The organism is Streptomyces sp. So13.3, from assembly GCF_005860785.2.
Taxonomy (GTDB): Bacteria; Actinomycetota; Actinomycetes; order Streptomycetales; family Streptomycetaceae; genus Actinacidiphila; species Actinacidiphila fildesensis.
Window position 1 is genome coordinate 662,636 of sequence record NZ_CP048835.1, and the last position, 25,085, is coordinate 687,720.

The 25,085-nt window shown below is 70.0% G+C and carries 28 protein-coding genes and 2 pseudogenes; 15 read left to right on the forward strand and 15 right to left on the reverse strand.

The annotated features are described in order from the left end of the window. The first annotated feature begins 46 nt into the window (after positions 1 to 46). From C8250_RS03060 to cseB, 6 genes and pseudogenes are all read left to right on the forward strand, one after another. Positions 47 to 964, forward strand: a complete 918-nt coding sequence (locus C8250_RS03060) for a LysR family transcriptional regulator (protein ID WP_138352313.1) — start codon at positions 47 to 49, stop codon at positions 962 to 964. A 35-nt stretch (positions 965 to 999) separates the two neighbouring features. Beyond that, positions 1,000 to 1,230, forward strand: a pseudogene (locus C8250_RS03065) (hypothetical protein); the annotation flags it as partial. A gap of 314 nt (positions 1,231 to 1,544) precedes the next feature. After that, positions 1,545 to 2,771: a neprosin family prolyl endopeptidase gene (locus C8250_RS03070; protein WP_138352312.1), complete on the forward strand. Its 1,227-nt coding sequence runs from the start codon at positions 1,545 to 1,547 to the stop codon at positions 2,769 to 2,771. Between the two features lies 1 nt (position 2,772). Continuing rightward, on the forward strand, positions 2,773 to 3,030 hold the full coding sequence (locus C8250_RS03075; protein ID WP_138352311.1) for a hypothetical protein: 258 nt from the start codon (positions 2,773 to 2,775) through the stop codon (positions 3,028 to 3,030). Between the two features lie 47 nt (positions 3,031 to 3,077). After that, positions 3,078 to 4,328, forward strand: coding sequence for a neprosin family prolyl endopeptidase (locus C8250_RS03080; protein WP_138352310.1), 1,251 nt, complete (start codon positions 3,078 to 3,080; stop codon positions 4,326 to 4,328). Positions 4,329 to 4,541: 213 nt separating this feature from the next. Next, positions 4,542 to 5,282, forward strand: coding sequence for a two-component system response regulator CseB (gene cseB / locus C8250_RS03085; protein WP_269283605.1), 741 nt, complete (start codon positions 4,542 to 4,544; stop codon positions 5,280 to 5,282). A gap of 429 nt (positions 5,283 to 5,711) precedes the next feature. On the opposite strand, the gene C8250_RS03090 is transcribed toward cseB, so the two are convergent. Beyond that, complete coding sequence (locus C8250_RS03090; RefSeq protein WP_138352309.1) at positions 5,712 to 6,377, reverse strand: caspase family protein; 666 nt, start codon at positions 6,375 to 6,377, stop codon at positions 5,712 to 5,714. 131 nt (positions 6,378 to 6,508) lie between these two features. On the opposite strand from C8250_RS03090, the pseudogene C8250_RS03095 reads away from it, so the two are divergent. Further along, positions 6,509 to 6,727, forward strand: a pseudogene (locus C8250_RS03095) (SidA/IucD/PvdA family monooxygenase); the annotation flags it as partial. Between the two features lie 54 nt (positions 6,728 to 6,781). On the opposite strand, the gene C8250_RS03100 reads toward C8250_RS03095, so the two are convergent. Beyond that, positions 6,782 to 7,006, reverse strand: coding sequence for a hypothetical protein (locus C8250_RS03100; RefSeq protein WP_187145374.1), 225 nt, complete (start codon positions 7,004 to 7,006; stop codon positions 6,782 to 6,784). A 69-nt stretch (positions 7,007 to 7,075) separates the two neighbouring features. Then, entirely contained in the window at positions 7,076 to 8,011 is a 936-nt protein-coding gene (locus C8250_RS03105; RefSeq protein WP_138352308.1) for an SDR family oxidoreductase, read from the reverse strand. Between the two features lie 140 nt (positions 8,012 to 8,151). Between C8250_RS03105 and C8250_RS03110 the strand changes: the two genes are divergently transcribed. Further along, positions 8,152 to 8,718, forward strand: coding sequence for a TetR/AcrR family transcriptional regulator (locus C8250_RS03110; protein ID WP_138352307.1), 567 nt, complete (start codon positions 8,152 to 8,154; stop codon positions 8,716 to 8,718). A 94-nt stretch (positions 8,719 to 8,812) separates the two neighbouring features. Here the strand turns inward: C8250_RS03110 and C8250_RS43290 are convergent, their stop codons facing one another. Together C8250_RS43290 and C8250_RS43295 are read right to left on the reverse strand one after the other, a co-directional pair. Continuing rightward, the gene (locus C8250_RS43290; protein WP_346268797.1) at positions 8,813 to 9,184 is read right to left on the reverse strand and encodes a M55 family metallopeptidase; all 372 of its coding nucleotides are present in this window, start codon (positions 9,182 to 9,184) and stop codon (positions 8,813 to 8,815) included. Beyond that, positions 9,181 to 9,369 carry a M55 family metallopeptidase gene (locus C8250_RS43295; RefSeq protein ID WP_232485311.1) on the reverse strand — a complete coding sequence of 63 codons (189 nt, stop codon included), beginning with the start codon at positions 9,367 to 9,369 and terminating at the stop codon, positions 9,181 to 9,183. Before C8250_RS43295 ends, C8250_RS43290 begins: the two co-directional genes overlap by 4 nt. A gap of 81 nt (positions 9,370 to 9,450) precedes the next feature. Here C8250_RS43295 and C8250_RS43300 point away from each other — a divergent pair, with 81 nt between their 5' ends. After that, positions 9,451 to 9,654, forward strand: coding sequence for a hypothetical protein (locus C8250_RS43300; protein ID WP_244809783.1), 204 nt, complete (start codon positions 9,451 to 9,453; stop codon positions 9,652 to 9,654). A gap of 31 nt (positions 9,655 to 9,685) precedes the next feature. Here the strand turns inward: C8250_RS43300 and C8250_RS03120 are convergent, their stop codons facing one another. The 4 genes from C8250_RS03120 to C8250_RS03135 all read right to left on the reverse strand — a co-directional run bounded on the left by C8250_RS03120 (position 9,686) and on the right by C8250_RS03135 (position 12,170). Beyond that, positions 9,686 to 10,159 (reverse strand): DUF3291 domain-containing protein, encoded by a 474-nt coding sequence (locus C8250_RS03120; protein WP_138352306.1) that lies wholly within the window; start codon positions 10,157 to 10,159, stop codon positions 9,686 to 9,688. A 32-nt stretch (positions 10,160 to 10,191) separates the two neighbouring features. Beyond that, a complete protein-coding gene (locus tag C8250_RS03125; RefSeq protein WP_138352305.1) occupies positions 10,192 to 10,851 on the reverse strand; it encodes a helix-turn-helix domain-containing protein in 660 nt (219 codons plus the stop codon). A gap of 443 nt (positions 10,852 to 11,294) precedes the next feature. Beyond that, on the reverse strand, positions 11,295 to 11,597 hold the full coding sequence (locus C8250_RS03130; RefSeq protein WP_244808954.1) for a hypothetical protein: 303 nt from the start codon (positions 11,595 to 11,597) through the stop codon (positions 11,295 to 11,297). A gap of 63 nt (positions 11,598 to 11,660) precedes the next feature. Beyond that, positions 11,661 to 12,170: a MarR family transcriptional regulator gene (locus C8250_RS03135; protein ID WP_138352304.1), complete on the reverse strand. Its 510-nt coding sequence runs from the start codon at positions 12,168 to 12,170 to the stop codon at positions 11,661 to 11,663. 39 nt (positions 12,171 to 12,209) lie between these two features. On the opposite strand from C8250_RS03135, the gene C8250_RS03140 reads away from it, so the two are divergent. Both C8250_RS03140 and C8250_RS03145 read left to right on the forward strand, forming a co-directional pair. Next, positions 12,210 to 13,157 (forward strand): DMT family transporter, encoded by a 948-nt coding sequence (locus C8250_RS03140; protein WP_138352303.1) that lies wholly within the window; start codon positions 12,210 to 12,212, stop codon positions 13,155 to 13,157. Positions 13,158 to 13,295: 138 nt separating this feature from the next. Further along, positions 13,296 to 13,706 (forward strand): rodlin, encoded by a 411-nt coding sequence (locus C8250_RS03145; protein WP_138352302.1) that lies wholly within the window; start codon positions 13,296 to 13,298, stop codon positions 13,704 to 13,706. A gap of 110 nt (positions 13,707 to 13,816) precedes the next feature. Here C8250_RS03145 and C8250_RS03150 read toward each other — a convergent pair whose 3' ends face one another. Further along, a complete protein-coding gene (locus C8250_RS03150) occupies positions 13,817 to 14,827 on the reverse strand; it encodes a hypothetical protein (RefSeq protein WP_138352301.1) in 1,011 nt (336 codons plus the stop codon). A 495-nt stretch (positions 14,828 to 15,322) separates the two neighbouring features. On the opposite strand from C8250_RS03150, the gene C8250_RS03155 reads away from it, so the two are divergent. From C8250_RS03155 to C8250_RS03165, 3 genes are all read left to right on the forward strand, one after another. Continuing rightward, positions 15,323 to 15,616 (forward strand): chaplin, encoded by a 294-nt coding sequence (locus C8250_RS03155; protein ID WP_138352300.1) that lies wholly within the window; start codon positions 15,323 to 15,325, stop codon positions 15,614 to 15,616. 171 nt (positions 15,617 to 15,787) lie between these two features. Next, positions 15,788 to 16,135, forward strand: coding sequence for a TraR/DksA family transcriptional regulator (locus C8250_RS03160; protein ID WP_187144712.1), 348 nt, complete (start codon positions 15,788 to 15,790; stop codon positions 16,133 to 16,135). A gap of 265 nt (positions 16,136 to 16,400) precedes the next feature. After that, positions 16,401 to 17,441, forward strand: coding sequence for an acyl-CoA desaturase (locus tag C8250_RS03165; protein WP_138352299.1), 1,041 nt, complete (start codon positions 16,401 to 16,403; stop codon positions 17,439 to 17,441). Between the two features lie 45 nt (positions 17,442 to 17,486). On the opposite strand, the gene C8250_RS03170 is transcribed toward C8250_RS03165, so the two are convergent. From C8250_RS03170 to C8250_RS03180, 3 genes are all read right to left on the reverse strand, one after another. Further along, positions 17,487 to 18,233: a GAF and ANTAR domain-containing protein gene (locus C8250_RS03170; RefSeq protein ID WP_187144713.1), complete on the reverse strand. Its 747-nt coding sequence runs from the start codon at positions 18,231 to 18,233 to the stop codon at positions 17,487 to 17,489. Between the two features lie 5 nt (positions 18,234 to 18,238). Then, complete coding sequence (locus C8250_RS03175; RefSeq protein WP_138352297.1) at positions 18,239 to 18,976, reverse strand: GAF and ANTAR domain-containing protein; 738 nt, start codon at positions 18,974 to 18,976, stop codon at positions 18,239 to 18,241. 352 nt (positions 18,977 to 19,328) lie between these two features. Next, the gene (locus C8250_RS03180; protein WP_138352296.1) at positions 19,329 to 19,925 is read right to left on the reverse strand and encodes a TetR/AcrR family transcriptional regulator; all 597 of its coding nucleotides are present in this window, start codon (positions 19,923 to 19,925) and stop codon (positions 19,329 to 19,331) included. A gap of 164 nt (positions 19,926 to 20,089) precedes the next feature. On the opposite strand from C8250_RS03180, the gene C8250_RS03185 reads away from it, so the two are divergent. Further along, positions 20,090 to 21,049: a chlorophyllase gene (locus C8250_RS03185; protein ID WP_138352295.1), complete on the forward strand. Its 960-nt coding sequence runs from the start codon at positions 20,090 to 20,092 to the stop codon at positions 21,047 to 21,049. Positions 21,050 to 21,069: 20 nt separating this feature from the next. On the opposite strand, the gene C8250_RS03190 is transcribed toward C8250_RS03185, so the two are convergent. Both C8250_RS03190 and C8250_RS03195 read right to left on the reverse strand, forming a co-directional pair. Continuing rightward, positions 21,070 to 22,464 (reverse strand): extracellular solute-binding protein, encoded by a 1,395-nt coding sequence (locus C8250_RS03190; RefSeq protein ID WP_138352294.1) that lies wholly within the window; start codon positions 22,462 to 22,464, stop codon positions 21,070 to 21,072. Next, the gene (locus C8250_RS03195) at positions 22,461 to 25,085 is read right to left on the reverse strand and encodes a VWA domain-containing protein (protein ID WP_138352293.1); all 2,625 of its coding nucleotides are present in this window, start codon (positions 25,083 to 25,085) and stop codon (positions 22,461 to 22,463) included. The genes C8250_RS03190 and C8250_RS03195 overlap by 4 nt, the downstream gene beginning before the upstream one ends.

The window sequence follows — 25,085 nt, forward strand, 5'->3', positions numbered from 1 at the left end:
CTTTATTTCAATCACGATTTTCTGAAGTGCCACTACAGTTCTGCTTATGGAACTCGACCCCCGGCGGCTTCGCGTCCTACGCGCGGTCGCTCTGCGCGGGGGCGTCATGGACGCGGCCCAGCTCCTGCATCTGTCCCCGTCCGCCGTCTCCCAGCAGCTCGCCCAGCTGGAGCGGGAGGTGGGGCTGCCGCTGGTGGACCGCTCCCGCCGCAGAGTCGGGCTCACTCCCGCAGGACACCTGCTCGCCGCCCGCGCGGAACGCATCGAACAGGAGCTGGCCGAGGCGCGACGCGAGCTGACGGAACTCAGCGGCCGGGTGGCCGGGCCCGTCACGATCGCCGCGTTCTCCACCGCGATCTGCCACCTGGTGGCGCCGGCGCTGCGCGCGATCGTGGAGGCGTATCCCGAGCTGGAGCCACGGGTGGTCGAGCTGGAGGGCGCCGCGGCCCTCCGCGAACTGCGCACCGGCGGTTGCGACATGGTCGTCACCGAGCACGACGGCGACGGTGTCGCGTCCTCCGACGGGCACGATCTGGCCTCCTCCCCGGTGGCCGACGACGAGTACCGCGTGGTCACGCCCGTCGGCTGGCCGCGGCCGGCCTCGATCCGGGACCTGGCCGGCCGCCCCTGGGTCGCCAGCCCTGACGACACCGCCTGCGGCCGGGCGCTGCTGCGGATCTGCGCCGACAACGGCTTCACCGCCCGCCGCGACCACACGTGCCGAGAGTTCCCCACCGTTCTGGCCATGGTGGCAGCCGGTGCGGGAGCGGCCGTCGTGCCCACTTTGGCGCTCGGCTCGACACCGCCGGCGCCGGTCGCGGTGCCCGCCGTTCCGGTCGTCGGCCACCGCAGGATCACCGCGCTGTTCCGCCGCTCGGGACCCGATCCCGTCGCCTCCGCCGTCGTCCAGGCCTTGCGGGAGTCGGCCGACCAGGCCGGGTTGATCCCGGTGCGGGTGCCGTGACCGCACAGGTCTGCCGGGTTGGCCGACGCCGGCCACGGGCGGTCCTCGAGCATCCGGCGGTCGACATCGAGCTGCGACTCGGCACCGGCAGAGCCCAGATCACGGTGCCTCGCGACGCGATCGCCGACGTCGAGGATCTGCACACCGGGTGGAAGGACTCGCGCTACAAAGCCCCGCAGCACTCCCCCCGCCCCGGTGGGCCAAGGATCCGGATCTCGGGGACCATGGGCTTCGGACGGTTGAAGATCCGCCACGCGCGGCGTTGAGGTCCAGGACTCACGCCTCGTGGGCCCGATCGCAGCGACCCGCGCCTGACCGGGCAACGCAGCGTCGGAAACAACCCTGATCCACGCCAGGACCACCCGAATGGCCCTATCTGTTGGCGCGCCCCCAAGCGTCGTGATGCGCTGGTGAGTGCCCTACCGTGCGCCACCGCAACAGGTGATCACGACGCAGCAGACCGTCGACGCATGGGCGCTCGGAGCCGGGCTCGTACAGGGGCCGACGCGGCCGGAGTCATCGTTGCCGCGGTCGTCGATTGCCTGACCTGACCCGCGAGCGCGGGTGGAAGGTGAGCACGATGGAAACAGGAAGAGTCCAGCGGAACCCCGAGGCGCCGGAATCGCCGCAGCAGCCGAGATCCGGCCGGGATCTGGACCGCGAAGCAGCCGAGCGGCTCGATGAGATCCGGCAGCACTTCAAGGACCTGTACGCGCGCCGCGACGTCATCGCCCGTACGACGACGGCCTCCGGTCAGGAGCTCGACTGGATTCCCGCGGAATCCCAGGCAGCCGGCGCCCTGGCCGAGCCACCCGCGCTGGAGCACACAGAGCTGGTGCGCGACGCCGACCGTCCTTCGCAGTCCCCGCCTTTCGAGCTCGCAGCACCCGGCAACGAGCCGGGCCCGCCCGGAACGGTCCCGGTCCTGCGCAAGCCCCTGGACCGGGTCTCCCCCGCCGGCACCCTTCAGGACTACCTCGCGAAGGGGATCCGGGCCAAACGATCCACGCCGCCCGACGATCCGGGCCCGGCCACGCCCAGCGCCTCCGACGCGGTGCACAAGTACGCCCATGCCAGTCAGTCGGTGGTGAACTTCGGCACCGAGGGGATCATCAACACGTGGCGGCCCTACGTCCAGTGGTCGAACGAGTTCTCCCTGGGGCAGCTGTGGGTGGTGCGCGGCGGCGGAGCCGGACTGCAGACCGTCGAGGTGGGCGCGCAGACCTACTTCGACCTCTACAACGACTGGAACCCGCATCTGTTCATCTTCTTCACGACCAACGGCTACACCCAGGGCGGCAATGATCTCGGCGGCTACAACACCGATGTGACCGGCTGGGTGCAGCGGTCGTCGGTGGCCTATCCGGGCATGCGGCTCGCCGAGAGCATTCTGGGCGGGGATCAGTACGAGCTCTCCTTGAAGGTCACTCTCTCGCTGGGCAACTGGTGGGTCCGGGTGGGCAACGAATGGATGGGCTACTACCCCAACGGCCTGTTCAACTCCGGCGGGCTGCGCGACCAGGCGGCGACGGTGGACTGGGGTGGTGAGATAGTCGACGACGTGGCCAACCACCCGGAACCCACGGCCACATGGATGGGCAGCGGTCACTTCCCCTTCGAGGGGTGGCAGCACGCGGCCTACATGCGCAATCTGGCCTATCAGACCGATGCGGTGGGCACGATGGCCGCGATGCAGGGGTACCCCTCGGTAACCAATCCGAACGCCTACCAGATCGCGGCGGACTTCAGCGGAGCGTCCACCTGGGGATCGTATTTCTACTGGGGCGGACCGGGCGGAGTTGCCTGACATGCCAACCGAGGACAACCGTCCCGACATCATTCCCTCCGAGGTCGATCCCGATGTCGAATGCGTCCGGATCGACGATGCGGGTGACCTCGCGGAACCCCCGGAAGCACCCGTGCCCGCCGACGCCCAGGAGCCGAAACTCTGCCCGGACGGCTATCTCCCCCGGCGGCGCAGCCGCGGTGACCACCCACTGGCGGGCAAACGTGTCATCACCGACGAGCCACCGATCCGCAACCCCGACGATCCGGCCACTTACTAGCCGGGCCAGCCGGGCCACCGCTTTCCTCCGTCCGAGGGGGTCTTCCCGTGACCGCTCACATCTCCCCGCAACCGTTCGACCGGTTCCTCGAATCCGTGGCTTCGACCCGGTACGAAGACTTCCGCCGACTGCCCGGGTCCGGAGTGGAAAGCTCGGCCGCCTTCGAGGAGATGCAGGCGTATGTGCTGGAGCTGTACCGGGGTGTGAAAGCCGTCGAGAGCTCCGTCGAGACCGACGGACAGGTCATCGACCACATCGTCGCGGACACGCATCCTGCCGCGCGGCGCTGGGGCGGTCTCGCCGTCGCCCCGGCCGACGGCCCGCCGCAGGTTCCCGAACCCGACGAGCCGACCCCGCCGGACCCCAGGTCGCAGGAGACCGTGCGCCCAGGGCCGCAGAACCCGGCGCCTGCCCGGACCTCTCCTGCCGACACCACGCCCCTGTACCGCACCACCTTGTCGGGGCTGTGCCGCTTCCCGAATCTGGCGGCCTTCTCGGCGAAAGAGAAGCCGTTCGGCCTCGCAGCGCCCGCCGCCGAGTCACCGGTGGCCCTGCTTCCGAACAAGAGATACGCGACCGGGGAACTGGACATCGACTGTCTGGGCGGGTCGAGCAGGGTCAATGTGTGGAGCCCGTTCGCCGCGCCCTCCTTTCAGTCGACCTTCAGCCAGCAGTGGTACCTCGCAGGGCACGACGGCACCCTCCTGCAAACCGTCGAATGCGGATGGCATGTCGACATCGCGCGGTATCACGACGCCAGACCGCACCTCTTCGTCTTCGCGAACCGGGACAACTACGAGGACGGCGATCGCGTCTACAACCTGGACGACGGTGTGTTCCGTCCCGTTACCAACCCGTACGTGAATCCGGGAAGCCCGTTGTTCGTTTCCCAGAGCGGCGGATCCCAGGTCGAGCACCGGATGGGCTTCTTCCTCACCGACAACGCGTGGTGGTTCTACTTCGACGACCATCCGATCGGCTGCTTCCCGGTGTCCTGGTTCAACAACGGACCGCTGACCACCAAGGCCACCCGGGCCCGATTCGGTGGTGAGGTCGGGTCCGCGGTCAGCACATGGCCCCCGATGGGCTCCGGCCAACACGCCACGGCGGGCTTCGGCCAAGCCGCGTACCAACGGACAGCGACGGTCTTCCCGGTGGGCGGCGGCGCGGTGTACCCGAACCTTGCGCAAGCGGGCTCGGTCACCGGAACGTGCTACTCACTCCAGATCACCAACAACTCGGTGTCGTACGACTGGGGCACCTACCTGTTCTTCGGCGGCCCGGGCGGGAACTGCTGACGTCACGGCGTCGGTCGTCAAGCGACGCGCCGACGTGGCGGGTTTGTATCGGGCCGGTATCAGCGAGCGCTTCGTTGTCCATCGAACCGATGCGCCGGGCCGTGGCGAAGAGGAGGCACGGAGGGCCTGACATATCGTTCCTTCCAGGTCGCCGGCCGCGTCAGCCCACCCGGGACCTCTGCCACCCGTCGTCCGAACAGGAGCCAGCTGCCCGTGTCCCCCGCTAACCCGGCCCCGGCCGCTCCGCGGCCTGCGCGCGTGCTGCTGGTGGAGGACGACGACCTGATGCGCCGGTCCTTCACCGTCGCCCTCGATCGCTACGGCTACCGGATGAAGGCCGCGGCCGACGGGCTGACGGGGCTGGAGCTCTTCCGCGACGACAGCTTCGACCTGCTGATCCTGGATGTGATGCTGCCCGGCCTGGACGGCGTCGGCCTGTGCCGCAAGGTCCGGGAGACCAGCCTGGTGCCGGTTCTGATGATGTCCGCCCGCGGCGACGGGCTCGACGTCGTCGCCGGTCTGGAGGCCGGGGCGGACGACTACGTGGTCAAACCCGTGGAGACCGGCGTGCTCGTGGCACGCATCCGTTCGCTGCTGCGCCGGGCGACCTACCCGCCCGCCCCGGCACCCGGGCAGGCCGCGGGCGACGAGCCGCTCCTCTCCGAGGGGGAACTGCTGGTCCTAGGCGACCTGACCATCGACACCGGCGGCCTGGAGGTGTTCGTCGCCGGCAGCCCGGTGGCGCTGACTCCGACCGAACTGAAGCTGCTGCTGGAGTTCGCCGCCCACCCGGGCATCGTGCTGGAGCGGCACACCCTGCTCCGGAACGTGAGGGAGTACGGCTGGGACGGCGACAGCCGGGTCGTGGACCTGTGCGTGCAGCGGCTGCGCAGGAAGCTGGGCCGGGACAGGATCGAGACGGTCCGCGGCTTCGGCTACAAGCTCAGGCGTTGAGGCCGGTGCACCCGTTCCACCGCCTGCGTCCGGCCCGCGTGCCCCTGCGCTGGAAGATCACCGCACTGGCCGCGGCCACGGCCTGCCTGGTCGCGGCCGCGGTAGGCCTGCTGGTGCACGCATGGACCGCGCAGGACATTCTGGGCAGAGCCGAAATGCGGGCCTCCAACGGTGTGTACTCGGCCGTGGACACCTACCGGCGTACCGGAACTCTCACCGACGGTGCCGAGCTCGATCCGGCCGAACTGCCCTACACGCTACGGAACCCGGCCGACGGTGACCGGCACACGGCCTACGACGGGAGCGTCCACGGCAATGTGGGACCCAGCGTTTGGGCCGCCCAGCGAGTCGACGGCCCGGGCAGCCCGGTGCTGGCCCTGCAGGTCAACATGAGCACGGAGCGCCACGAACTGTTCCGGCTCGACGTGGTCATGGTGGTTGCCTCGCTGATCGCGCTCGCGGCGGCCACGCCCCTGGCGGTCTACGGAGCCGGGCTGATCGGCCGCCGGCTGGGGCGGGTCTCCGAGACCGCGGGCCGGATCTCCGCAGGTGGGCCGATGGTGGTGTGGTCCGGGCGGGCTGCCAGCGGGCCGTCAGCAAACCGTCCCCCGGTCCCGCCGCCGCGTCACCACCCGCCCGGGTGGAGCTGTCCGAGTGGCAGCAGTCCATCACCGCCACCAGGTGCACCCCGCGCGCCGCCACCTCCGCGATCAGCGTCGCGAGTTCCTTGTCGTAGAGGTCCGCGGTCCCGTCGTGCCGGCTGTCCACGCACAGCACCGTCTGGAGCATGCCGCCCGGCTCCAGCCGTGCGAGGTGGGCGGCTTCGTCCGGCGGCGTGGCCTGCGACCCGTGGCCGCAGAACCAGAACACCGCGCTGTCCCCGGCTCCGGCCCGCCCCAGGTGGTCCCGGAAGCCGTCGACCACCGCGGCCCGGGTCGCGTCCTCATCCAGAAGGCACAGCGGGAAGTACGTGTCGGGCGGCACGCTCGCGGCCAGGAAGGCCTGCGCTGCCGCAATGTCGTTGCGGGCGCCGTTCAGCCGTTGGACCGGAGCCTCGTACGCGTCGACGCCGACCAGCAGTGCGTACAAGGCCATGGTTCCCCCTCATTCAGACATGACGACCCGCATGGTGGTTCCCTCCGACGCCGTTATGGCAAGGCAAGCCTTACCTTATTTAATATGAGCGTCGTTGAGGGAGTCGATGCATCGGTGACGCACCGCGCAGTATGCCCGACATCATCCACGATGTCCTCGGGATCGGCTTCGGCCCGTCACATCTGGCTCTCGCCATAGCCGTTGAGGAACACAACGCACAACTCCCCGAGGACCAGAGGCTGAATGCCCCATTCCTGGAACGGCAGCCACGCTTCGGATGGCATCGGGGCATGCTCATCGACGATGCGACCATGCGGGTGTCCTTCCTGAAGGACCTGGTCACGATGCGCACCCACCGGGGAACATCAGATCCTCGAATCGGACATCCTCGTCCACGCCACCGGCTACCGCTCCCAGGACATCGGCACTCTGCTCGGCGAGTCGGTGAAGCTCTGCCTGCGCGACGACGGGGACGCGGTCCGCGTCGGCCGCGACCGCCGCGTCACCGCCTGCTCACCACGGGCGGCCCGGCGCAGACGTATGCAGGGGCGCAGCAGCGCGGTCCGCCGCTCGGCGAGATCGTCGGGGAGATGTTCGGCGGCAAGCCGGGAGAATCGCTCATCGTTCACAACGACCATGACCCGACCTGCCACTGACATCTCTTCCGCCGGCCAGGCGACGCCTCCTGGAGCGGACGGTCAGGAGGAGGGAGTGGCGAAGTAGTGCCCCTTGTCGAGGTCGTCTATGAGGCCCGGCTGCGTCGGCTGCCATCCCAGCAATTCGCGGGTATGCGCACTGGAGGTGGGACTGTCCATGCCGAGGAAAGCGGCCAGCCAGGTGAAGTGTCCGGCCGCGTCGTCGCGGTGGACCGAGGCCACGGGCAGGGCGAGGTGCCGTCCGATGACCTCGGCGACGGAACGGATCGGCACGCCCTCGTCCGCGACCGCGTGCAGTGTGGAGCCGGCCGGAGCACTCTCCAGCGCGAGGCGGAAGAGGTGGGCGGCGTCGGATCGGTGCACGGCGGGCCAGCGGTTGGCGCCGTCGCCGATGTAGCCGGAGACGCCCTTCTCGCGGGCGATGGCGACCACGGCGGCGAGGAAGCCGTGATCCCCGTCGCCGTGCACAGTCGGCGGAAGCCGTACGACCGACGAGCGGATGCCGCGCTCCGCGAGGGCGGCCGTCGCGTGTGCGTTGGCCACCCGCTTGGCCAGGCCGCCGGTCCAGTGGTCGCCGACCGGGGCGGACGCCTGGCCGTCCTGCTCGGTGGCGACCTGCCCCGGCGCCAGCCCGAGGGTCCCGGAGGCGATGAGGAACGGGCGGTCGGAGCCGGCGAGCGCCTCGCCGAAGGTGTCGATGGCACGCCGGTCCGCGTCGGCGGCGTCCTCGAAGCCGCCACAGAACGCGATGTCGTGCTTGAAGGCGAGGTGGATCACGCCGTCGGATTCGGCGGCCGCGCTGCGCAGGGTGTCGAGATCGTCGATCGTGCCGCGCCGCACCTCGGCGCCGGCCGCGGTGAGGGCGGCGGCCGAGGCGTCCGAGCGGGCGAGCCCGACGACCTGATGGCCGGCGCCGATGAGCTCCGGCACCACGGCTGAACCGATCCAGCCGGACGCGCCGGTGATGAACACACGCATGAGGAGAACCTCCGGATAGGTCGACCGTCCTCGCCGCGCGGTACCGGGACACGGAATGTGCGGCGATCGAGCCGATGTCAGTGACTGACATCAACCGTAGCACCCGATGTCAGTCACTGTCATCACGTAAGATCTCGGATATGGGCCGATGGGAACCGAACGCGCGCGGACGACTGGAACAGGCGGCGCTGGACCTCTACAGCGAGCACGGGTTCGAGCAGACAACCGCCGCGCAGATCGCCGAACGCGCCGGGCTCACCGAGCGGACGTTCTTCCGGCACTACGCCGACAAGCGCGAGGTGCTGTTCGGGGGTGCGCACGCCCTGGAACAGGCCTTCGTGGACACGCTGGCCGACACCCCGGCCGCGGCCGCACCGATCGACGCGATGGCTTCGACGCTGGAGACCGTCGCCGCCTTCTTCCTGGAGCGCCATGAGTTCGCCCAGCAGCGCCAGGCCGTCATCATGGCCAACGCGGAGCTGCGCGAGCGCGAGCTGATCAAGCTCGCCTCGCTGTCCGCCGCGCTCGCCGCCACCCTGCGCCGGCGCGGCGTCAAGGACCCGGCCGCGAGCCTCACCGCGGAGGCGGGCATCGCCGTGTTCAAGGTCGGCTTCGAGCGCTGGGTGGCCGACACCGGGCAACGCACCCTGGCGGAGTACCTACGGGAGTCGCTCGACGAACTCAAAGCCGTGACCTCGGGCGAGTGACCGCAGGCCCCGGCCGGTGCGGGACGGTCCAGGACGCGTGGATCGAAGCCGTTGCCGGACTCCGAACTCCACCTGCCGGATTCGGGCGCTGCCGTCACTCGGCGATGGCCCGGGTGAGCATGAACACGGCGACGAAGCCGCGGTACAGACGGATCGGGTCAGCATCGGTGAGACACACGGTCAACGCGTCCTCGCGCACCGCACCGTTGATCCACGTCGCCATCTCGGCCAGGTCGGCGTTGCGGAACCGGACGGTGAGGGTGGCGGGGAGTTCGATCGTGGGTGGTGCGGCGTGCGCCAGGTCCTGGACCGCCTCATGGGCGGCGTCCCCGATCACCTCTCGAGCCTGCGCCGGGTGCATGCCGTCGGCGGCGAAGCGCGACACCGAGGTCTTGACCACAGCGGCACGAATACCGGGGCAGAACGGCTCGATCTCCTCGGCCGTGGTCAGGTCACCCGTGATCAGTACCTCAGGTCACCCGTGATTAGTACCACCGGCACCCCGTGCCCGAGTGCGACCAGGCCGTTGATGCCGCTCTCCAACTGCAGCAGCCCGTACGCGAACCCACGGCGGGGCTCCTTCGCACCGCAGCGCTCGTTGCTGTAGCCGAGCGCCGGGGAAACTGGTGGGCCGATCGTCCTAGACCGCAAGGCCGCCCGGACTCTCCGTCGGGTTGCCGGACAATCCCGGCACGGGGAAGTCTGCTGATAAGGAGAGGACACTTCGATGACATCCACCGCACCGAACCCGCAGCACGACACGGGGCAGGAGCGGATCGCCGCGACGGTCGCCTCTCTTCAGGCCGACTGGAGCACTTGAGATTCATGGCCGCCCTCGCCACTCGGAAGTTCCGTCTCATCCGGGCTGCCGTCGACTGCATGCTCGGGGGGCCGGCTTTGCTGGTGCTCGCCGCTGTCCGCGTCGCAACGGCCTGACCTCGGCGCACGGTCAGTTGTCGTCCTCCAGCTAAGCGGGCAGGACCGCGGAGGCCGGTGCGGGTTGGGGGTTGCGGAACGTGAACGCGAGAGGCCCGTCGCCGCGTTCCCGCAGCAGGGCGATGCGTTCCATGGCCTCGGCGGTCGTCGGGCGATGGCCGACAGGCACCCACCACAGCGCCTGATGGTGCTCCGACATCCTCTCGAACCACTCCCGCCGGCGGCTGAGCACCTTCAGGTGTTCACTGCGGTAGGTGAAGTCCCTCAGCGCCTGGACCGATTCCCAGACCGAGCAGTTGATCAGGAGCAGGTCGTCCTCCCCGTCGGGCCGCAGGCTCGTCGAGTCCTCGCCGTCGTCGTCGACCATGCGCCAGACGAATCCGGCGGCCTGGTCGGCCAGGGCGTTGATCTCGGGCAACTGCGCTACGAAGTCGGCCAGTACGGGACCGTCGAGCGGGCCGAGGATGCGTCCGATGTTGACCTGGGCCAGGTGGAAGTTGGTCATGGTGTCAGCATGACCGGACCAGGCTTCTATCGTCAAGCATCATTAGTTTTAGAAAGAGTGACACAACACCCTTCCGGCGGTGGGTCCATGGCGGCCGTCCAGTCCCCGCCACCGGCGCATCCGGGAAGCAGGCCCTCGATGAAGGCCAGGTTCATCCCGCAGACGAGCGCCGGGAACTCGTCGGCCAGCGAGTGGAACGGGCAGTTGTTCAGCCGGACCGTCGCCCCGTCCCCGTACGGCTCATAGCCACGCGACCGCAGCGCCGCGACCGGATCGGCATCGCTGCCCAGTTCCGCGCCCTCGGCGGCGCCGGCCGCCCGGGCCGCGGACTGCAGTTCCCGGTCATGTCCGGCGCTGTCGACGACCTTCGCGAGCAGCCGGCCGACGGCATCGTAGGAGCGGGGCGGCAGTGACACCGCCCGCTCGCCCGGCGCCCGCAGGTACAACTTCGCCGGACGCCCCGCCCCCGGCCCGCTGCGCCCCGACAGCCGCTGATAGGTGACGGCCAGCAGGCCCGCCTCGACAAGCTTGTCCAGATGGAACGCGGCGAGCGAGCGAGAGATCCCGACCGCCGCGGCCGCCGCATCGCGGCCGACGGCACCCGGCGTCGCCGCCACGTGCCGATACAGACCACGGCGGACCGGGTCCGCCAGGGCACCCACCGCCTCGAACACTTCATCCTCACTGTTCACGAGGCGATTCTATAACCAATGACTGCTGTCGCTAGTGGGGCTCCGCGTCGATCCCGGTAGGGTCTGATCAGGGGTGCCCGCCCAGGCGTTGACACCTGGACGGAGTGGCATTGTCGTCGCCCATGGACAGTTGACTTCTGCAAGCAGGCACTGGAGCACGGTTCGACTGGGGAACCGTCGGCGCGTAACGGCTGGCGGCGGACGTGGCATGCCTGGTGGTCGTCGACGTGCTGCGCAATGCAACGGCGGTAGGCCATTGGCTCGCTCAGCACGGCCACGGAACGCTCGACCGTCCCGTCGCCGTGATCGCTTCCGGCGAACGATGCAACGGGACGCCCGCGACACCGTTCCCCTCCTCACCGACGGAGCTTTCACGGCGGCCGAATGACCCCCATCGGGTGATCCGACGTCAGGTATCCAAGTCCAGTGCGGCAGGCAACTGTTCAGGCCGGAGACGTGTCGCCAACCGGCACCATCGACTCGGGGACATCGGCAGAGGCAGCGACCGCCCCACCCCGCACCGTCCAGAGCGCCGTGCCCCCCAGGGCCAGTGCGGAGATCAGGCCCACCGCCAAACGCACGGTCTTGTCCGGGCCGTCCCCGAGCCACACCGCCACAGCTGCCGCTCCGGCCGCGACCAGCAGGGCCGCCGGCACCCTCAGCCCGGGCTGCTCGAACACCGCGGCCAAGGGCAGGAAGTGCAGCCCGACCACGACCGCGACCAGCCCCACCCCTGACTTGAACATGATCAATACCTTAGACGGCGGAGCAACACCTGAGCAGGCCCCGCCCGCAGCCCGTTGGGATCTTCACGAGCCGAGTGGCGGCTCGACGCGGGAGAGCCACGCGGTGAGGAGCACTTCAAGGTGCGCCGCCTCCTGCGGGGTGAGGCGGTCCATGAGGCGTCGCTCATTGCCCATGTGCTCGGCGAACGCGGCGTCGATCAACTCCCGCCCCGCGGGGGTGAGGGCGACCACGCGCCCACGGCCGTCACTCGCGGCGCGGCGGCGGGTGACCAGCCCTTCGCGTTCGAGGCGGCCGATCCGCTTGGTCATCGCGCCGGTGGTCACCATGGTGTGCGCGGCCAGTGCGCCAGGGGCCCGCTCGCACGGCCCTCCCGCGCGGCGCAATGCGGCGAGGACGTCGAACTCCCCCTCGCTCAGCCCGTAGCGCCGATAGACGGTGCACAGCTCCTCGGTGAGCAGCCCGGCGAGACGGTGCAGGCGCCCGATCACCGCCTGGGGGGCCACGTCGACGTCGGGACGTTCGCGGGCCCACTCGGCCTGGATGCGGGCGACGTGGTCGAGCGGTGGTGACATGACTTCATTATACCTTCCAAGGAAGATATAATGGCTTCCATGGAAGGTAATCTGCGGTGGACCCTGATCACGATGATCGCGCCGGTCGCGTGGGGTACGAACTACTACGTCACCCGCGCATTCCTGCCCGCCGACGAGCCCCTGTACGGCGCGGCTTTCCGGGCGCTGCCGGCCGGACTGCTCCTCCTGGCGGCCTGCCGGGCGCGACCGCACGGGTCGTGGTGGTGGAAGTCCCTGGCCCTCGGCATCCTCAACATGGGCGGGTTCTTCGCCTTGATCTACATCGCGGCGCAGCGGCTGCCCACCAGCGTCGCCTCCTCCGTCATGGCGACCTCGCCGATGGTCATGATGCTGATCGCCTGGGGACTCATCGCCGAGCGGCCACGCCCCGCTCACCTGATCGGCGCGGGGGTCGGCATCGGCGGCGTCTACCTCATGCTGTTCACCGGAGCCACCTCGATCGATCTTCTCGGCGTCGGCGCCTCCATCGCCGCCATGCTCATGTCTTCCTGCGGCTACATCCTCGCCAAGCGCTGGAGCACCGAGGTCGAGGTGCTCGCCTCGACGTCCTGGCAGCTCATCGCCGGCGGTCTTCTGCTGTTCCCGCTCGCCGTCGCCGCCGAGGGGGCGCCGCCGCACCTCGACGGGGCGGCCGTCCTCGGCTTCGGCTACGTCACCGTCGTGGCGACCGCACTGGCCTTCGCCGCCTGGTTCGCCTGCCTGCGCCACCTGCCCGCCGCCACTGTGGGCCTGGTCGGTCTCCTGAACCCGGTGACGGGCGTACTGCTCGGCACCGTGATCGCCGGGGAGGCGCTCACGGTCAAGCAGTTCTGCGGACTCGCCCTGGTGACCATCGGCATCCTCCTGGGCCAGCCGGTGCTCCGACGATGGGGGCGCTCGCACGGCGCGACATCCACGGCTCGGAACCAGGGCGGTCGGCCGGGCGTACGTGCCCCGGAATCCGCCTGCAAGGTGCCCCCTGCGTGATCTCCTCAGGACTTGGGCGACCGAGCCACAACTTGGCGGCGCCACCGTTCGGGTGAAACGACGGAACTACGTCGGCGATCGGTAGTTGAGCAGCATGTTCTTCCCTGTGCTGCCCGCTTCATCTCCAAAGGATTGCAAATGCTCAAGAAGTTCCTCGGCACCGCCGCGGTGGCCGCCTCCATCGTCGGCGTCTCCGCTGCGTTCGTTTCCCCGGCCATGGCCATCGGCAACGACGAAGGCGCGTCCACCACCAACGGCAACGGCGCCGAGCAGTCGTACGGCAACACCCACACCGGCGGCACCCTCAGCCCGCAGGTCGGTCTGGTTCAGGGAACGCTGAACAAGCCGTGCATCGGCCTGCCCGTCAAGGCGAACGTCGGTTCCCTCGTCGGCGCCGTCCCGATCACGGTGCAGGACATCAACGTCCTGTCCTCCCCGCAGAACCAGCAGTGCGCCGAGAACTCCTCGCAGATCAAGGGCGACGAGCCGCTGTCGCACATCCTGGACCAGATTCCGGTCCTGTCCGGCAACGGTGTCGCCAACCACTGACACTCACGTCCGGCAGTACCCCAAGGGCCCCGAAACCGCACAGGTTTCGGGGCCCTTGGGGCGCTTAGGGCGCTTGTGCACGGAGCCGGTCGGCTGGGACCGGAACACCGTCAGGAATCGTCGTCGACCGTTCGCGGCTTCTGCCTGCGCATCAGCACCGCTCCCGCAAGGACGGCCGCGATGACACCGCAGGCCACCGCGAGCGCGGCCGCGCCCGCGAACAGGTTGCCCAGGCTGTCCCTGAGCAGATGCACGGAGTTGCTTCCTGCGGCGATGGAGTGCACCGCCACGATGCCGACGGCAGCGGCCGCGGCGGCCGCCCAGATCCACACCGTGTCCCGCGCGGCCAGCAGGTACGCCAGCGCCAGGCTGAGGACGGCGATGACCGTGGACGCGACTGCCGCCGGTCCGCCGGAACGGAGGCCCGCGATGTCGGTCGGCAGGTGGAGCGCGCCGATCATCAACAGCGCCATGGCGGCGGGCCAGCGCAGCGGGGATCGCAGGGACGACGACGCCGAGCGCTCCGGCGACACACCTTCGAACCCGACGGTGGCCGCCGGGGCTCGTCGGCTGACGGCCTGCGCGGCGCGCGGGACGGCGGCACTTGCGGCAACGGTGGCACTCGCAGCGCTCGGAGTGGCGCTCTCCGAAGCGCCGACGACGGTCCCCTGCCGCTGCGGCCTGTCCTCGACCGGGCCGTACTCCTTACCCGGGCTGTTGTCCTTGCCCGGGCTGTTGTCCTCGCTGGGGCCGTTGTCCTTGCTGGAGCCGTTGTCCTTGTCCGGGCCGAAGACGGCCACCAGCTCGGCCACGTCCTCGATGGGCCGACCCATCGCTGCCGCGAGCAACGCCGTATCGGCGTCGGCGATCGTGTGAGGGGGATTCTTCAGGAGGGTGACCAACTGAAGGACCTCGTCCACCGGGCGGGAGACGGCGGCCATGCGCAACGCCTCGTCCCCCGGGCGTGGCGACTCACCGGTCCGGTTGAGCAGGGCCACCAGTGAGGCGACCTCGTCCAGCGGCCGGGCGGTAGCGACCGCCCGGAGAAGGGTGAGCCTGGGCTCATCGTCTGGGCCTATGTGGCTGGGGTCGTGCTGGGTGGTGCTGAGATCAGATGTCATGACGCGACTTTCTTTGCCGAACCTTCGAGGCCGGGCTCTTTCCCGAAGGTCACCGTGTGTCACAGATGGCACACTGTTGGTCCCATCTCAGCCGATAGGTGCGCCTTCCGCCATTCGGAGCCCCGCACCCGGTCCGATCACGACCGAGGGTGGAAAGCCGGCACCGATGGAGCGCGAGGACACGCACCCTGTCGCGAGATGATGCGGCCGGACCTGGCAGAAGAAAGGCGAACTGCCAGGCCCGACCGGACCTCGATGTCGCACTTGGGCAACGAAGGCGCACGGCCCAGGACACGGACGACGCCCCCACCGCGGACCCGTATTCACCCGGACGGCCCCTCCGGCCGGAGTCCCCGGCGCGCGCGGTACGGAAGGCCGGTCGGCCGTCGGGGCGTCCGTTCGGTGGAACACCCGTGACCTGCCGAGGAGCAGACCCGTTGGTGGGGTCAACGCCGTGATCCCTACGGCGGACTCAACCCTTCCAAGGAGACTTCGATGTCCCGTATTGCCCAGGCAGCCGCCATCACCGCCGCCGCCGGCGCCGTCCTGGCCGCCGGCGCCGGTATGGCCGCCGCCGACGCCGGAGCCCACGGCGCAGCCGTCGGCTCGCCCGGCGTCCTGTCCGGCAACCTCCTCCAGGTGCCCGTCCACGTGCCGGTCAACGTGTGCGGCAACACCGTCGACGTCATCGGGGTCCTCAACCCGGTGTTCGGCAACACCTGCCAGAACATCAGCGGTCACCACGACACCGACGACGACAAGGGCTACGGGGCCGGCGACAACGGCTGACCCGCACCCCACGACCCCCGGGCCGCCGCGGCCAGGACGCCAGCCCGCACATGATCAGGCACGTGAGACGCCCTGATCCTGTGACGCGTCCTCCCGGCGGCCCGGGTTTCGCCCGTACAGGCCCCTGGCGTGCTCGTTCCCCGAAGGGGCCGGGTGCGCGACCATAGTGCGATGCCCGACCACAGCACAGCGCCCGTTCCGCAGCCGGTACAGATCCCTGAACGGGCTGACACGGTGGGGCCTGGCTGGCAGGAGTTGCTGGGCCGCCTGCACCGCCAACTCCGCGCGATGGCCCCCGGATACCGTCTCGTGGACCTCGGGGAGAAATTCGGCGGCCTGCGCATTCACGTCGAGTCCGTGGGCCACGACGGCAACTCGGCGCGCGCCCTGATCACTGCCGCAGAGGCGGAGTCGATGCGCACCTGTGAATTCTGCGGCGCTCCCGGCCGCGTCCGGACCCGCGAAGACACTCCGCGAGGGTGGCGCAAGACCGTGTGCGACACCTGCCACGGCCCGTAGTCCGCCCACCACCTCATGATCGTCAATGGTGTGGTGCGCGGCCGACCGCATGAGGCGTGACCTTCCGGTGCGGCGCCGGGCGCGGAGACAGGAAGTCCCCACCGGGAAATCAGCAGCGTTGTGACAGATTTGCCAAGTTCACAAACCGGGCAGGCGCGCATACTGGGAGGACCTGTCAGTCAGCCTGCCTGAATGCTCGGTCAGTCCAGACCCTGCCGGTCCTGCGATCCGTCTCGCTGATGTCGTCCGTGGCGAGGAGAGAGTCATGACCGAGCTCGGGGTCGCGCCCGCGACCCGATCCCAGGGAAGCGACTACGCGGAACTCATGAGGCAAGTACGGGGCGCCGGACTGCTGGAGCGCCGGACCGCGTACTACTACGTCAAGATCGGTGTGACGGCGGCGCTGCTCGCCGCCGGGATCGCCGTGTTCGTCGTCATCGGCGACTCCTGGTGGCAGCTGGGCACCGCAGCGTATCTGGCCGCGGTCTTCGCCCAGCTCGGCTTTGTCGCCCACGATGCCGGGCACCAGCAGATCTTTCGCCGCCGACCGGCGAACGCGGTGGTCGGCCTCGTCCACGCCAACCTGCTCATCGGGTTCAGTTACGGCTGGTGGGTGAGCAAGCACAATCTCCACCACGCGCATCCGAACGAACCCGGCCGCGACCCCGACGTCGCCCCGGGCGCCGTCGTGTTCACCCCGCAGGAGGCCCGCACGCTGCGGGGCCCGGCCAGGCTGCTGGCCCGCTGGCAGGTGTGGCTGTTCTTCCCGCTGCTCCTGCTGGAGAGCGCCAATCTGCACGCGCTGAGCGTGGGATCGCTACTGCGGCGGCGGAACAGGCACAACAGCCTGGAGTTGGGATTGCTGCTGCTCCACGCCGCGGGATTCCTGGCCGTGGTCCTGCTCGTTCTGCCGCCCGTGAAGGCCCTGGTGTTCGTGGTCGTGCAGCAGGGTCTGTTCGGGCTCTATCTGGGATGCGCGTTCGCCCCGAACCACAAAGGCATGCCGATGCCGGAGTCGGGCAGCGCGGACTATCTTCGCCGACAGGTCCTGACCTCGCGCAACATCCGCGGCGGCACGGTCACCGACTGGCTCCTCGGCGGGCTGAACTACCAGATCGAGCACCACCTGTTTCCCAGCATGCCCCGACCCAACCTCTCCCGAGTGCAGCCGCTGGTACGGGAGTTCTGCGTGCGGCACGGGATCGACTACCTCCAGTGCGGCGCCGTGGACTCGTACCGCCAGGCGCTGCGCCACCTGCAGAGCGTGGCGAACGCGACGCTGCGCGTCCCCGTCACGACGACGTGACGGTCACGTTGGGGCGCGGGGCCGGCGTCGCGGCATGATCGTGCTTCACATCGCGGTGCCGGCGACGCCATGGGGGATGGCGTCGGTGTCGAAGGTGCCGTCGGTGATGTCGCGAGCCAGGGCGGCGAGCTTCAGGTTGTGGTTGCGGGCGTAGCGGCGGAACGCGGCGAAGGCGTCGTCGACGGAGAGCTGCCAGCGTTCGGCAAGGATGCCCTTGACCTGCTCCAGGACGATGCGGCTGGTCAGCGCGTATTGCAGTTGGCCGCGTTCGGTCTCGCTCTGGGCCAAGGTGCGCTGCTGCAGGATCGCGATGGTCGCGATGTCCGCCATGGCCTGGGCGAGCGAGACGTCCTGATAACTCAGGGGGGCGGGATCGGTCTGGAACAGGCTCAGGGCGCCGATGATGCGCCCACGCAGCCGCAGCGGCAGCGCGTTCGTGGCCACGAAGCCGATGTCCTGGGCCTGGGTGGCGAACTGCGGCCAGTCGTCGGTGATCCGGGAAGCGGTGAGGTCGATGTTGGTGCGGGGCTGCCCGCTCTGGAAGCACTCCACGCACGGGCCCTGGTCGTGCTGCGTGGCGAAGAACTCCAGCAGCCGGGTGCGCTCGTCGGAAGCGGCCAGGACCCGCAGGATGCCGTGTTCGTCCGCGAGGAGGATCCCCACGGCGGCCACGTCGAGGAGTTCCATGCAGCGGACGGACAGCTGCTGCAGGAAGTCGATGACGTCGAAATCATCGATCAGGGAATCGGCGATCTCGACGAACACCTGGGAGAGTTGCTGTTCGCGGGGCATGGCGATCAGTCCTTGTCTGCGACAGCAGGCTCAGTGCCGTCGGTGTTGGGGTCCAGGCGCAACCGCCGGGCCACGATCTCTCGGGAAATGTCGGTGATGGTGCGGCCACTGCCATAAGCATGACCCCGCAGTCGCAGCAGAGCTTGGGGCAGGGACAGGCTGAGCTGGACGCTGATCATGCCGGTCGCCTGGTGCACGACGGCCTGCTGCAGTTCGTGGGCGGAATCCCGGGAGACGCGGTCGTCGGGGTCCTGTCGGCGGGGTTCGCCGCCCCCCAGACAGCGGGCGGTCAGTGCGCGGGCCAGGACCAGGGCATCGTCGGCCTGTCCTGAGCTCAGGGGGCCCGGAGTGCGGCGCACCGCGGTCAGCACGCCGACACGGATGGCGCCCAGGCCGATCGGGAAGCAGAACACCGCCCGAACCGCCAGGCCCGCGCTCTCCATGGCCAGGGCGGGCCAGCGGTCGGGGCGCACTCCCGCCAGATCCGGCACCCACACCATGATGCCGGCGCGCACGGTGTCGGGGCCCGGCCCTTCCCCGAGGGTGAACTGCAGATCCTCGAAGGTCTGCGCGCTCTCGTCCGAGCAGGCCACCAGTTCGATACCGGAGTCCTCCATCAGCAGGGACACCGCGAGGCCGTCCACACCCAGCGCGACCGCACCCGCCGTCATGGCATGCGCGATCCCGCCGGGCCCGTCGTCGCGCAGCCGGCGCAACACGTTCGCCATGCGATCACTGATCACCCGGGGTCACCTGGCGCCGTGCCGCCCAGGCCGGAGTCGCCCGCTTGCCGGCAGGACAGGTCGCCTGAGGGTTGGTGCGCGTTCCACGGTGCTGATGTGGTCACAAGACCGACTTTAGAGGTACGGAGAGTGCTCTTTGCGGAATCCGCCGGACCACGCAGCAGATGGCTGCTGCCGGCCAGGGGTCACCCCGGACGTGGGGTGGCTCAGGCGAAGTTGCTTTCCGGCCGCTGTGGCGTACTGGCTGACGGCGAGGAAGAGGTTCAGACCGCTGACGTCGCAGAAGGAGACCGCCGTCAGGTCGATGTCGGCATGCCCGCGAAGGCGAACACCACGGGTGCGCAGCGGCACCTCAGGACGACTGCGGTCGCTGCAGTCCCGCAAGGAGCAGTCCGACCAGTCGTCGGGGGTCGTAGCGGGGGTCGCTGTCCCGACCGATGCAGAGGTTGCCGATGCCGCGCATCAACTCGTAGGCCTGCATACCGGTTCTGATCTCGCCGGCGTCGGCCGCGGCGTCGAGCAACTGCGCGCAGACGGGTACCAAGCGGTCGAGGAAGTAGCTGTGCAGCGCCTCGAAGCCGCTGCTGTCCGATTGCAGCGCGTTGGCGAGTCCGTGCTTCGTCACCAGGAAGTCCACGAAGAGGTCGACCCACTGGCGGAGTGCCGTGAGCGGGGAGTCGGCACCGGCCAGCAGGCTCGGGCCGGCCTCGGCGCATGCCTCGACCTGGTGGCGGTAGACGGCGACGACGAGATCCGCCCGGGTCGGGAAGTGGCGGTAGATCGTCCCCATCCCGACGCCCGCTCTGGCCGCGATCTCGCGGATCGGCGCATCCACGCCGGAGGTGACGAACACCGCGGCGGCGGCGGTGAGCAGCGTCTGACGGTTGCGCTGCGCGTCGGCCCGCTTGCCTCGGGCCGGCACCTCCCCGGAGGGGCTTGTCGTGGGCACCACGCTCTCCTTCCGGCCGCCGTTGACAAAACGGAACACCGCTCCGTATATTAATCGGAACGTCGCTCCGTTTTCAGTGTAGCTGAATCGGACGCTCCCGACCGCCTCCCCCGCCGCTGTCCGAAGAGACCGGCGGCAAAGGCCATTGAAGGGACCTACGCAGCATGAACGCATCGGCTCACCCCACCGACACCCTCAGCTCACCCACTCCGGTCCTCTCGGTCGCCCCGGTGGTGCTGCCGGCTCCCGGCCGGGTCGTGGACCTGGAACTGCGCGTCTCCGCGCCCGTGACCGGGAGCGAGCTGCCGGTCATCCTCCTCTCCCACGGCCAGGGCTACTCGAACCACCTCTCCTCGCTCAACGGCTACGCCCCCCTCGTCAACTTCTGGGCGGCGCACGGCTTCGTCGTGATCCAGCCCACCCATCTGAGCTCCAGGACGCTGACCCTGGATCCCGCCACCCCCGGCGCACCGCTGTTCTGGCGATCGCGCGCCGAGGACATGAAGCTCGTCCTCGACCGGCTCGACGCGATCGAGGCCGCCGTCCCGCAGCTCCGCGGGCGCCTGGACCACAGCAAGGTCGCCGTTGCCGGGCACTCGATGGGCGGGCACACCGCGAGCCTGCTGCTGGGCGCCCGGCTCACCGATCCACAGGACGGAACGGAGGTGAACCTGGCCGAACCCCGGATCAAGGCCGGTGTGCTGCTTGCCGCGCCCGGCCGGGGCGGCGATGCCCTCACCGAGTCCGTGGCCGAGAATCTCTCCTTCTTCGTGACCACGGACTTCTCCGCGATGACGACGCCCACACTGGTCGTCGCCGGTGACAAGGACGCCTCTGCCCACCTGACGGTCCGGGGCCCGGACTGGCACGCCGATCCGTACGTCCTCTCCCCCGGCCCCAAGGCCCTGCTCACCCTGTTCGATGCGGAGCACGGGCTCGGCGGGGTCTCCGGATACGACGTCGCCGAGACCACGGACGAGAACCCCGAGCGCGTGGCCGCGGTCCAGCGGCTCACCTGGGCCTATCTCCGCACCGAGCTCTACCCCGGGGATTCCGCCTGGAAGACGGCGTGCGACGAGCTGACGGCCGGCCCCGACCCGCTCGGCCGCGTCGAATCCAAATGAACGGCCACGGCACGAAGCCGTCAGTGGCCGGACAGCGCGGCGCTGAGTGCGGCGTCGAGCTGGGCGGCGGTCGCATCGACATCGGGTCGGTCCGCGGTGAGCCAGGCGTGGACGGACGACTGGAGAACCTGGGTGAACGCGCCGTAGTACGGGGTCCGGGGCCGCTGGACCGCGCCCTGCAGCGCCTTGAGCACGGTCGCCCGGTACGCGGCTCTGTCCTGCGTCGACGGGGTGCGCGCCGGGTCCTCGCCCGCCGTCGCCGCGCGGTGCAACGTCTCGGCGACCTTCGGCCAGCAAGGGCGGGCGCTTCCGTCGTAGGCGGAGACGCGGGTGGCGGCGAACCCGGCGTCGAGCAGGCAGCTTTCGCTTTCCGGGGAGGTCAGGAAGTCGATCAGCGCGCGGGCGTGCGCCGCGCGCGGGGAGTCCGCCGTGACAGCGAGGTTCTGGCCGCCCAGGACCGCATTCCCGGGCAGGCGCGTCACGCCGTACGAGGTGGGCGGCAGCAGCGCGGCCAGTGAACCGTAGCCGTACGGCCAGAAACGCAGGAAAGCCGTCTGGCCCGCGCCGAACTGGGTGAGGCTGGCGCTCTCGTCCGAGGACCTTGCCGCGGGCAGTACGTGCCCCACGCGGGCACCGAGTTCGACGAGCCCGGCCTTGAGCTGCTGCTGGTCCGCCGTGTAATGCCCCTCTTCGTCGGTGAGATGGACACCCACCGACTCGAACGCCTCGATGACGTTGACGGTCAGCCCTTCGTACGCGGCGAGCTGGGTGGTCCAGCCGCCGAGGTACCCGCTCTTGCGGGGGCCGGAGGGCGAGGCACTGTCGAGCTCCTCGATGATGGCGCCGAGGGTGGACCACTGCCATGTCGACACGGCCGACGGGGACAGGTCCACCCCGGCCTGCCGCAGGTAGTCGGGCCGGTAGAAGAGCAGTCCGACGTCGCTGTTGAAGGGTTCGGCGTAGGTACGGCCCTTCCAGTCGGCGGTCTTGGCGACCTGCCCGATCAGGTCCGGGTCCTTGGCCTCCGTCGCGGGGACGGCCCGGATCAGACCGGCCGCCGCGAACTCCGGTATCCAGGTGATGTCCAGGTTCACCACGTCGTAGTGGGCGCTGCCGGACTGCAGCGCGCCGAGCAGCTGGCTGCGCTGCTGATCGGCGGCGCCCGGCAGTTCGACCAGCTCGGCCTGGAGGTCGGCGGAACCCGCGTGCCGCCGATTCCACTCCTCGATGAGGTGCTGGCGCACCCCGCCGGATCCGGTCACGTCCAGACCTGAGGCGACGACGATCGGACCGCTCGCCCCCACGGCGTCGTCGTCGGGCGGCGGTCCTGGTGATCCTCCGGACGAGCAGGCGGCGGCCGCACAGACGAGTAGGGGAAGGAGTGCGGCGAGGGCGCGCCGCCCGGTCCGGCTCATTCGGCGTCTCCTGTCCCGGTCTTCGCGACCTCGGCCGGCAGCTCCGTCGCGAGTTCGACGGCCGGGTCCAAACAGCGGCCACCGGTGGCCGCCGTGATCTGCTGGTTGAGCGGGACCGCGGTGCAACCGCCGCTGTGCAGCGAGACGGTGACGACGCGGCTGGGGGCGCCGGCCACCGCGTCCTGGACCAGCGATGTCAACGCGGCGGGCGGGATGCCCGTCGAGTCCTCGTCGTCCGTGATGAGGACGATCAGCTGGGGCCGGTCGCCGTCCTTCGCCCGGCCGCGCAGTTCGGCCAGTGCCTCGTGCAGCGCGAGGTCCGGTCTGGCGTCCTGGGGGACGGTTCCGGCCTCCGCCACCTTTGCTTCGGCGGCTTTCCGGTCGTGGGTGCCGAACGACAGCAGCTCGCGATGGTGCGCGCTGCCGTCCTCCACGACGGACCAGACCCCGTACTCGTCCTTCGCCCCCAGCGAGCGCAGCGACCGGGCGAGCAGATCCTTGGCGCGGCCCGGGCCGGTCCAGAAACCGTCCATGGACGAGGAGCTGTCGAGCAGGTACAGGACACGGCCGGGACCCAGCGCCTGGCGATACCTCTGCAAGGTCTTGTCGAGCGCGGCGGTGGAGACCTCCGGCGCGACCGACGGCAGGAGGTCGGTGCGGACGGCACGGGAGTTGGCGGGGTCGGTGAGCAGCGATCCGGGGCCGGGGGTGGCGGGATGCCCGTCGCTGACGCCGCGATAGCCGTCGCCGGTGAAGAGTTTCTGGGCGTCGGGCCGTGTCAGCCAGGTGTAGAGATCTCGTACCGCCTGGGCCCGCTCGTCGCTGTGCCGGTCGGCGCCCTTCCATGTGACGTGGATGAACGGCAGATCGGCCATGGGCAGGTCGGCGGGATAGTTGGCGATCCGCTTCGACAGCGTGGCGGACGTGCACGTGGGGTGTCCGGGGTCGGCCGGTCCGAGGTTGAACTGGGCCATGGTCTGCTCGGGGACCAGCACGGCGGCCCGGTCCTCCAGGGCGTTGTTCGTCCCCCGCGCCAGGGCGCACATCAGGTCGTGGGCCGTCGAGGGGGACGGGCTGAGCGCCTGCACCATGCCCTGCTCGATCTCCGCGGGGGACTGTCCCGAGCCGCCGAGCGATGTGTACAGCGCGACCGTGCCGAGCAGTGCGGCGTCGGTGTACTCGGGGTCGGGGCGCAGCAGCGCCGCCTGGGACTGGGGCGCGCGCAGATGGCCGATGATCGCGCTGAGCGCCGTGCCGGTCTGGTCGGCGGCCGGCAGCGAGACGGTCCCGGGGACGGCGAGCACCAGCGGGGAGTAAGCGACCGGGCCGAGCCGGTCCAGGGTGACGGCCTGTCTGCCTGCCTCCCTGGCGCGCTCCCAGGTGCTGCTCGCACCCGGAATCCAGATGTCGGGCTGCGCCCCGAGGTCGCGCTGCGGGCGCAGGCAGTCGCCGGTCGCGGGACAGATGGCGGGCGGGGACTGCCAGACCGCGGAGTTGCGGAAAGCCGTGACGGCGTCCGTGCCCTTCCCCGCGTACACCGTGATGCCGACCGCCCGGCAGCCCCCGGGCCGTTGGAGGTACGCGTCGACGGCCTTCTGGACGGTGGGCAGCGCGTCCGGGTCGGCGAGCAGTCGCAGCTCCGTCGGGGGCGCGCAGGCAGCCGCCTGACCGGAGGTGAGGGCGTACACACCGCCCGCGGCGGCCAGGGCGAGAACCGTGAGGACGACGGCCGCGGTGCGGGTGAACGCACGGTTCTTCAGCCGGTGCCTCAATCGACCGCCGGACCGGGCAGGCGCCGGGACCGGAGGCGGGCCCTGCACCGGCGGCGGGGTGGCCGGGGGCGCAGCTGCCGGGAGATTCGCGGACGCGGCGTGGGAGAGCACCACGTCGTCACCGCGGCGGCGCTCGTCAGGGAGCCAGCGGTGTTCGTCCACCGCGCGGACCGGTTCCATCGCCTCCCGGACGGCGGCCACCAGTCCGGTGAAGGTGACCATCGGCTGCCCGGGAATGCCGTTGGTCAGCAGCCGGTGCACTTCACGGGTGAAGGGGGTGCCGTCCGCCGGACTGCCCTCGGGGATCTCCACCCCGGCCTCGGCGGCGGTGAGCACCGCGAAGTTCTGTTCGCCGTCCGGGGTGAAGTCGCGCAGGGCGTTGCCCGCGTAACAGCAGTCCAGGATGACGACGACCCAGTCGGCCTTGGCGTGGATGAGCGAGCCCATGACGTCGTGCTGCCAGGAGATGGCGTCCACGAAGGGGTGCTCACGGTTATGGGTGACGCGCGAGCCGCTGACCATCAGGTGCAGGTCCGTACCGTTGCTGCGGACCAGGCCGTGCCCCGCGAAGTAGACCAGCAGCAGTCCCTCGGCCTGGTCCCTGGCATCCGAGAGCGCGGCCCGGAACGCGGTATGGCCCAACTCCCCCTCGGGCACGATGAGATCACCCGGATCCAGTACCCCGGTGTCTCCGGCCGTGAGCGCCTGCCGCATCAACTGCACACTGCGCGCAACGGGAAGCAGCGGAGGCAGGTGCTCGTAGGTGTCGACGCCGAGCAGTACGGCACGGTGCCGTTTTCCGCCGGCCCCAGCGTCGTTCCCCCGGCCGCGCGGATCGTACGGCGGCAC

Coding starts and splice junctions, on each gene's coding strand:
- C8250_RS03060 (WP_138352313.1), top strand. CDS start 47: ATGGAACTCGACCCCCGGCGGCTTCGCGTCCTACGCGCGGTCGCTCTG.
- C8250_RS03070 (WP_138352312.1), top strand. CDS start 1,545: ATGGAAACAGGAAGAGTCCAGCGGAACCCCGAGGCGCCGGAATCGCCG.
- C8250_RS03075 (WP_138352311.1), top strand. CDS start 2,773: ATGCCAACCGAGGACAACCGTCCCGACATCATTCCCTCCGAGGTCGAT.
- C8250_RS03090 (WP_138352309.1), bottom strand. CDS start 6,377: ATGGCCTTGTACGCACTGCTGGTCGGCGTCGACGCGTACGAGGCTCCG.
- C8250_RS03105 (WP_138352308.1), bottom strand. CDS start 8,011: ATGCGTGTGTTCATCACCGGCGCGTCCGGCTGGATCGGTTCAGCCGTG.
- C8250_RS03110 (WP_138352307.1), top strand. CDS start 8,152: ATGGGCCGATGGGAACCGAACGCGCGCGGACGACTGGAACAGGCGGCG.
- C8250_RS03120 (WP_138352306.1), bottom strand. CDS start 10,159: ATGACCAACTTCCACCTGGCCCAGGTCAACATCGGACGCATCCTCGGC.
- C8250_RS03130 (WP_244808954.1), bottom strand. CDS start 11,597: ATGTTCAAGTCAGGGGTGGGGCTGGTCGCGGTCGTGGTCGGGCTGCAC.
- C8250_RS03135 (WP_138352304.1), bottom strand. CDS start 12,170: ATGTCACCACCGCTCGACCACGTCGCCCGCATCCAGGCCGAGTGGGCC.
- C8250_RS03140 (WP_138352303.1), top strand. CDS start 12,210: ATGGAAGGTAATCTGCGGTGGACCCTGATCACGATGATCGCGCCGGTC.
- C8250_RS03145 (WP_138352302.1), top strand. CDS start 13,296: ATGCTCAAGAAGTTCCTCGGCACCGCCGCGGTGGCCGCCTCCATCGTC.
- C8250_RS03150 (WP_138352301.1), bottom strand. CDS start 14,827: ATGACATCTGATCTCAGCACCACCCAGCACGACCCCAGCCACATAGGC.
- C8250_RS03155 (WP_138352300.1), top strand. CDS start 15,323: ATGTCCCGTATTGCCCAGGCAGCCGCCATCACCGCCGCCGCCGGCGCC.
- C8250_RS03160 (WP_187144712.1), top strand. CDS start 15,788: ATGCCCGACCACAGCACAGCGCCCGTTCCGCAGCCGGTACAGATCCCT.
- C8250_RS03165 (WP_138352299.1), top strand. CDS start 16,401: ATGACCGAGCTCGGGGTCGCGCCCGCGACCCGATCCCAGGGAAGCGAC.
- C8250_RS03170 (WP_187144713.1), bottom strand. CDS start 18,233: ATGCCCCGCGAACAGCAACTCTCCCAGGTGTTCGTCGAGATCGCCGAT.
- C8250_RS03185 (WP_138352295.1), top strand. CDS start 20,090: ATGAACGCATCGGCTCACCCCACCGACACCCTCAGCTCACCCACTCCG.
- C8250_RS03190 (WP_138352294.1), bottom strand. CDS start 22,464: ATGAGCCGGACCGGGCGGCGCGCCCTCGCCGCACTCCTTCCCCTACTC.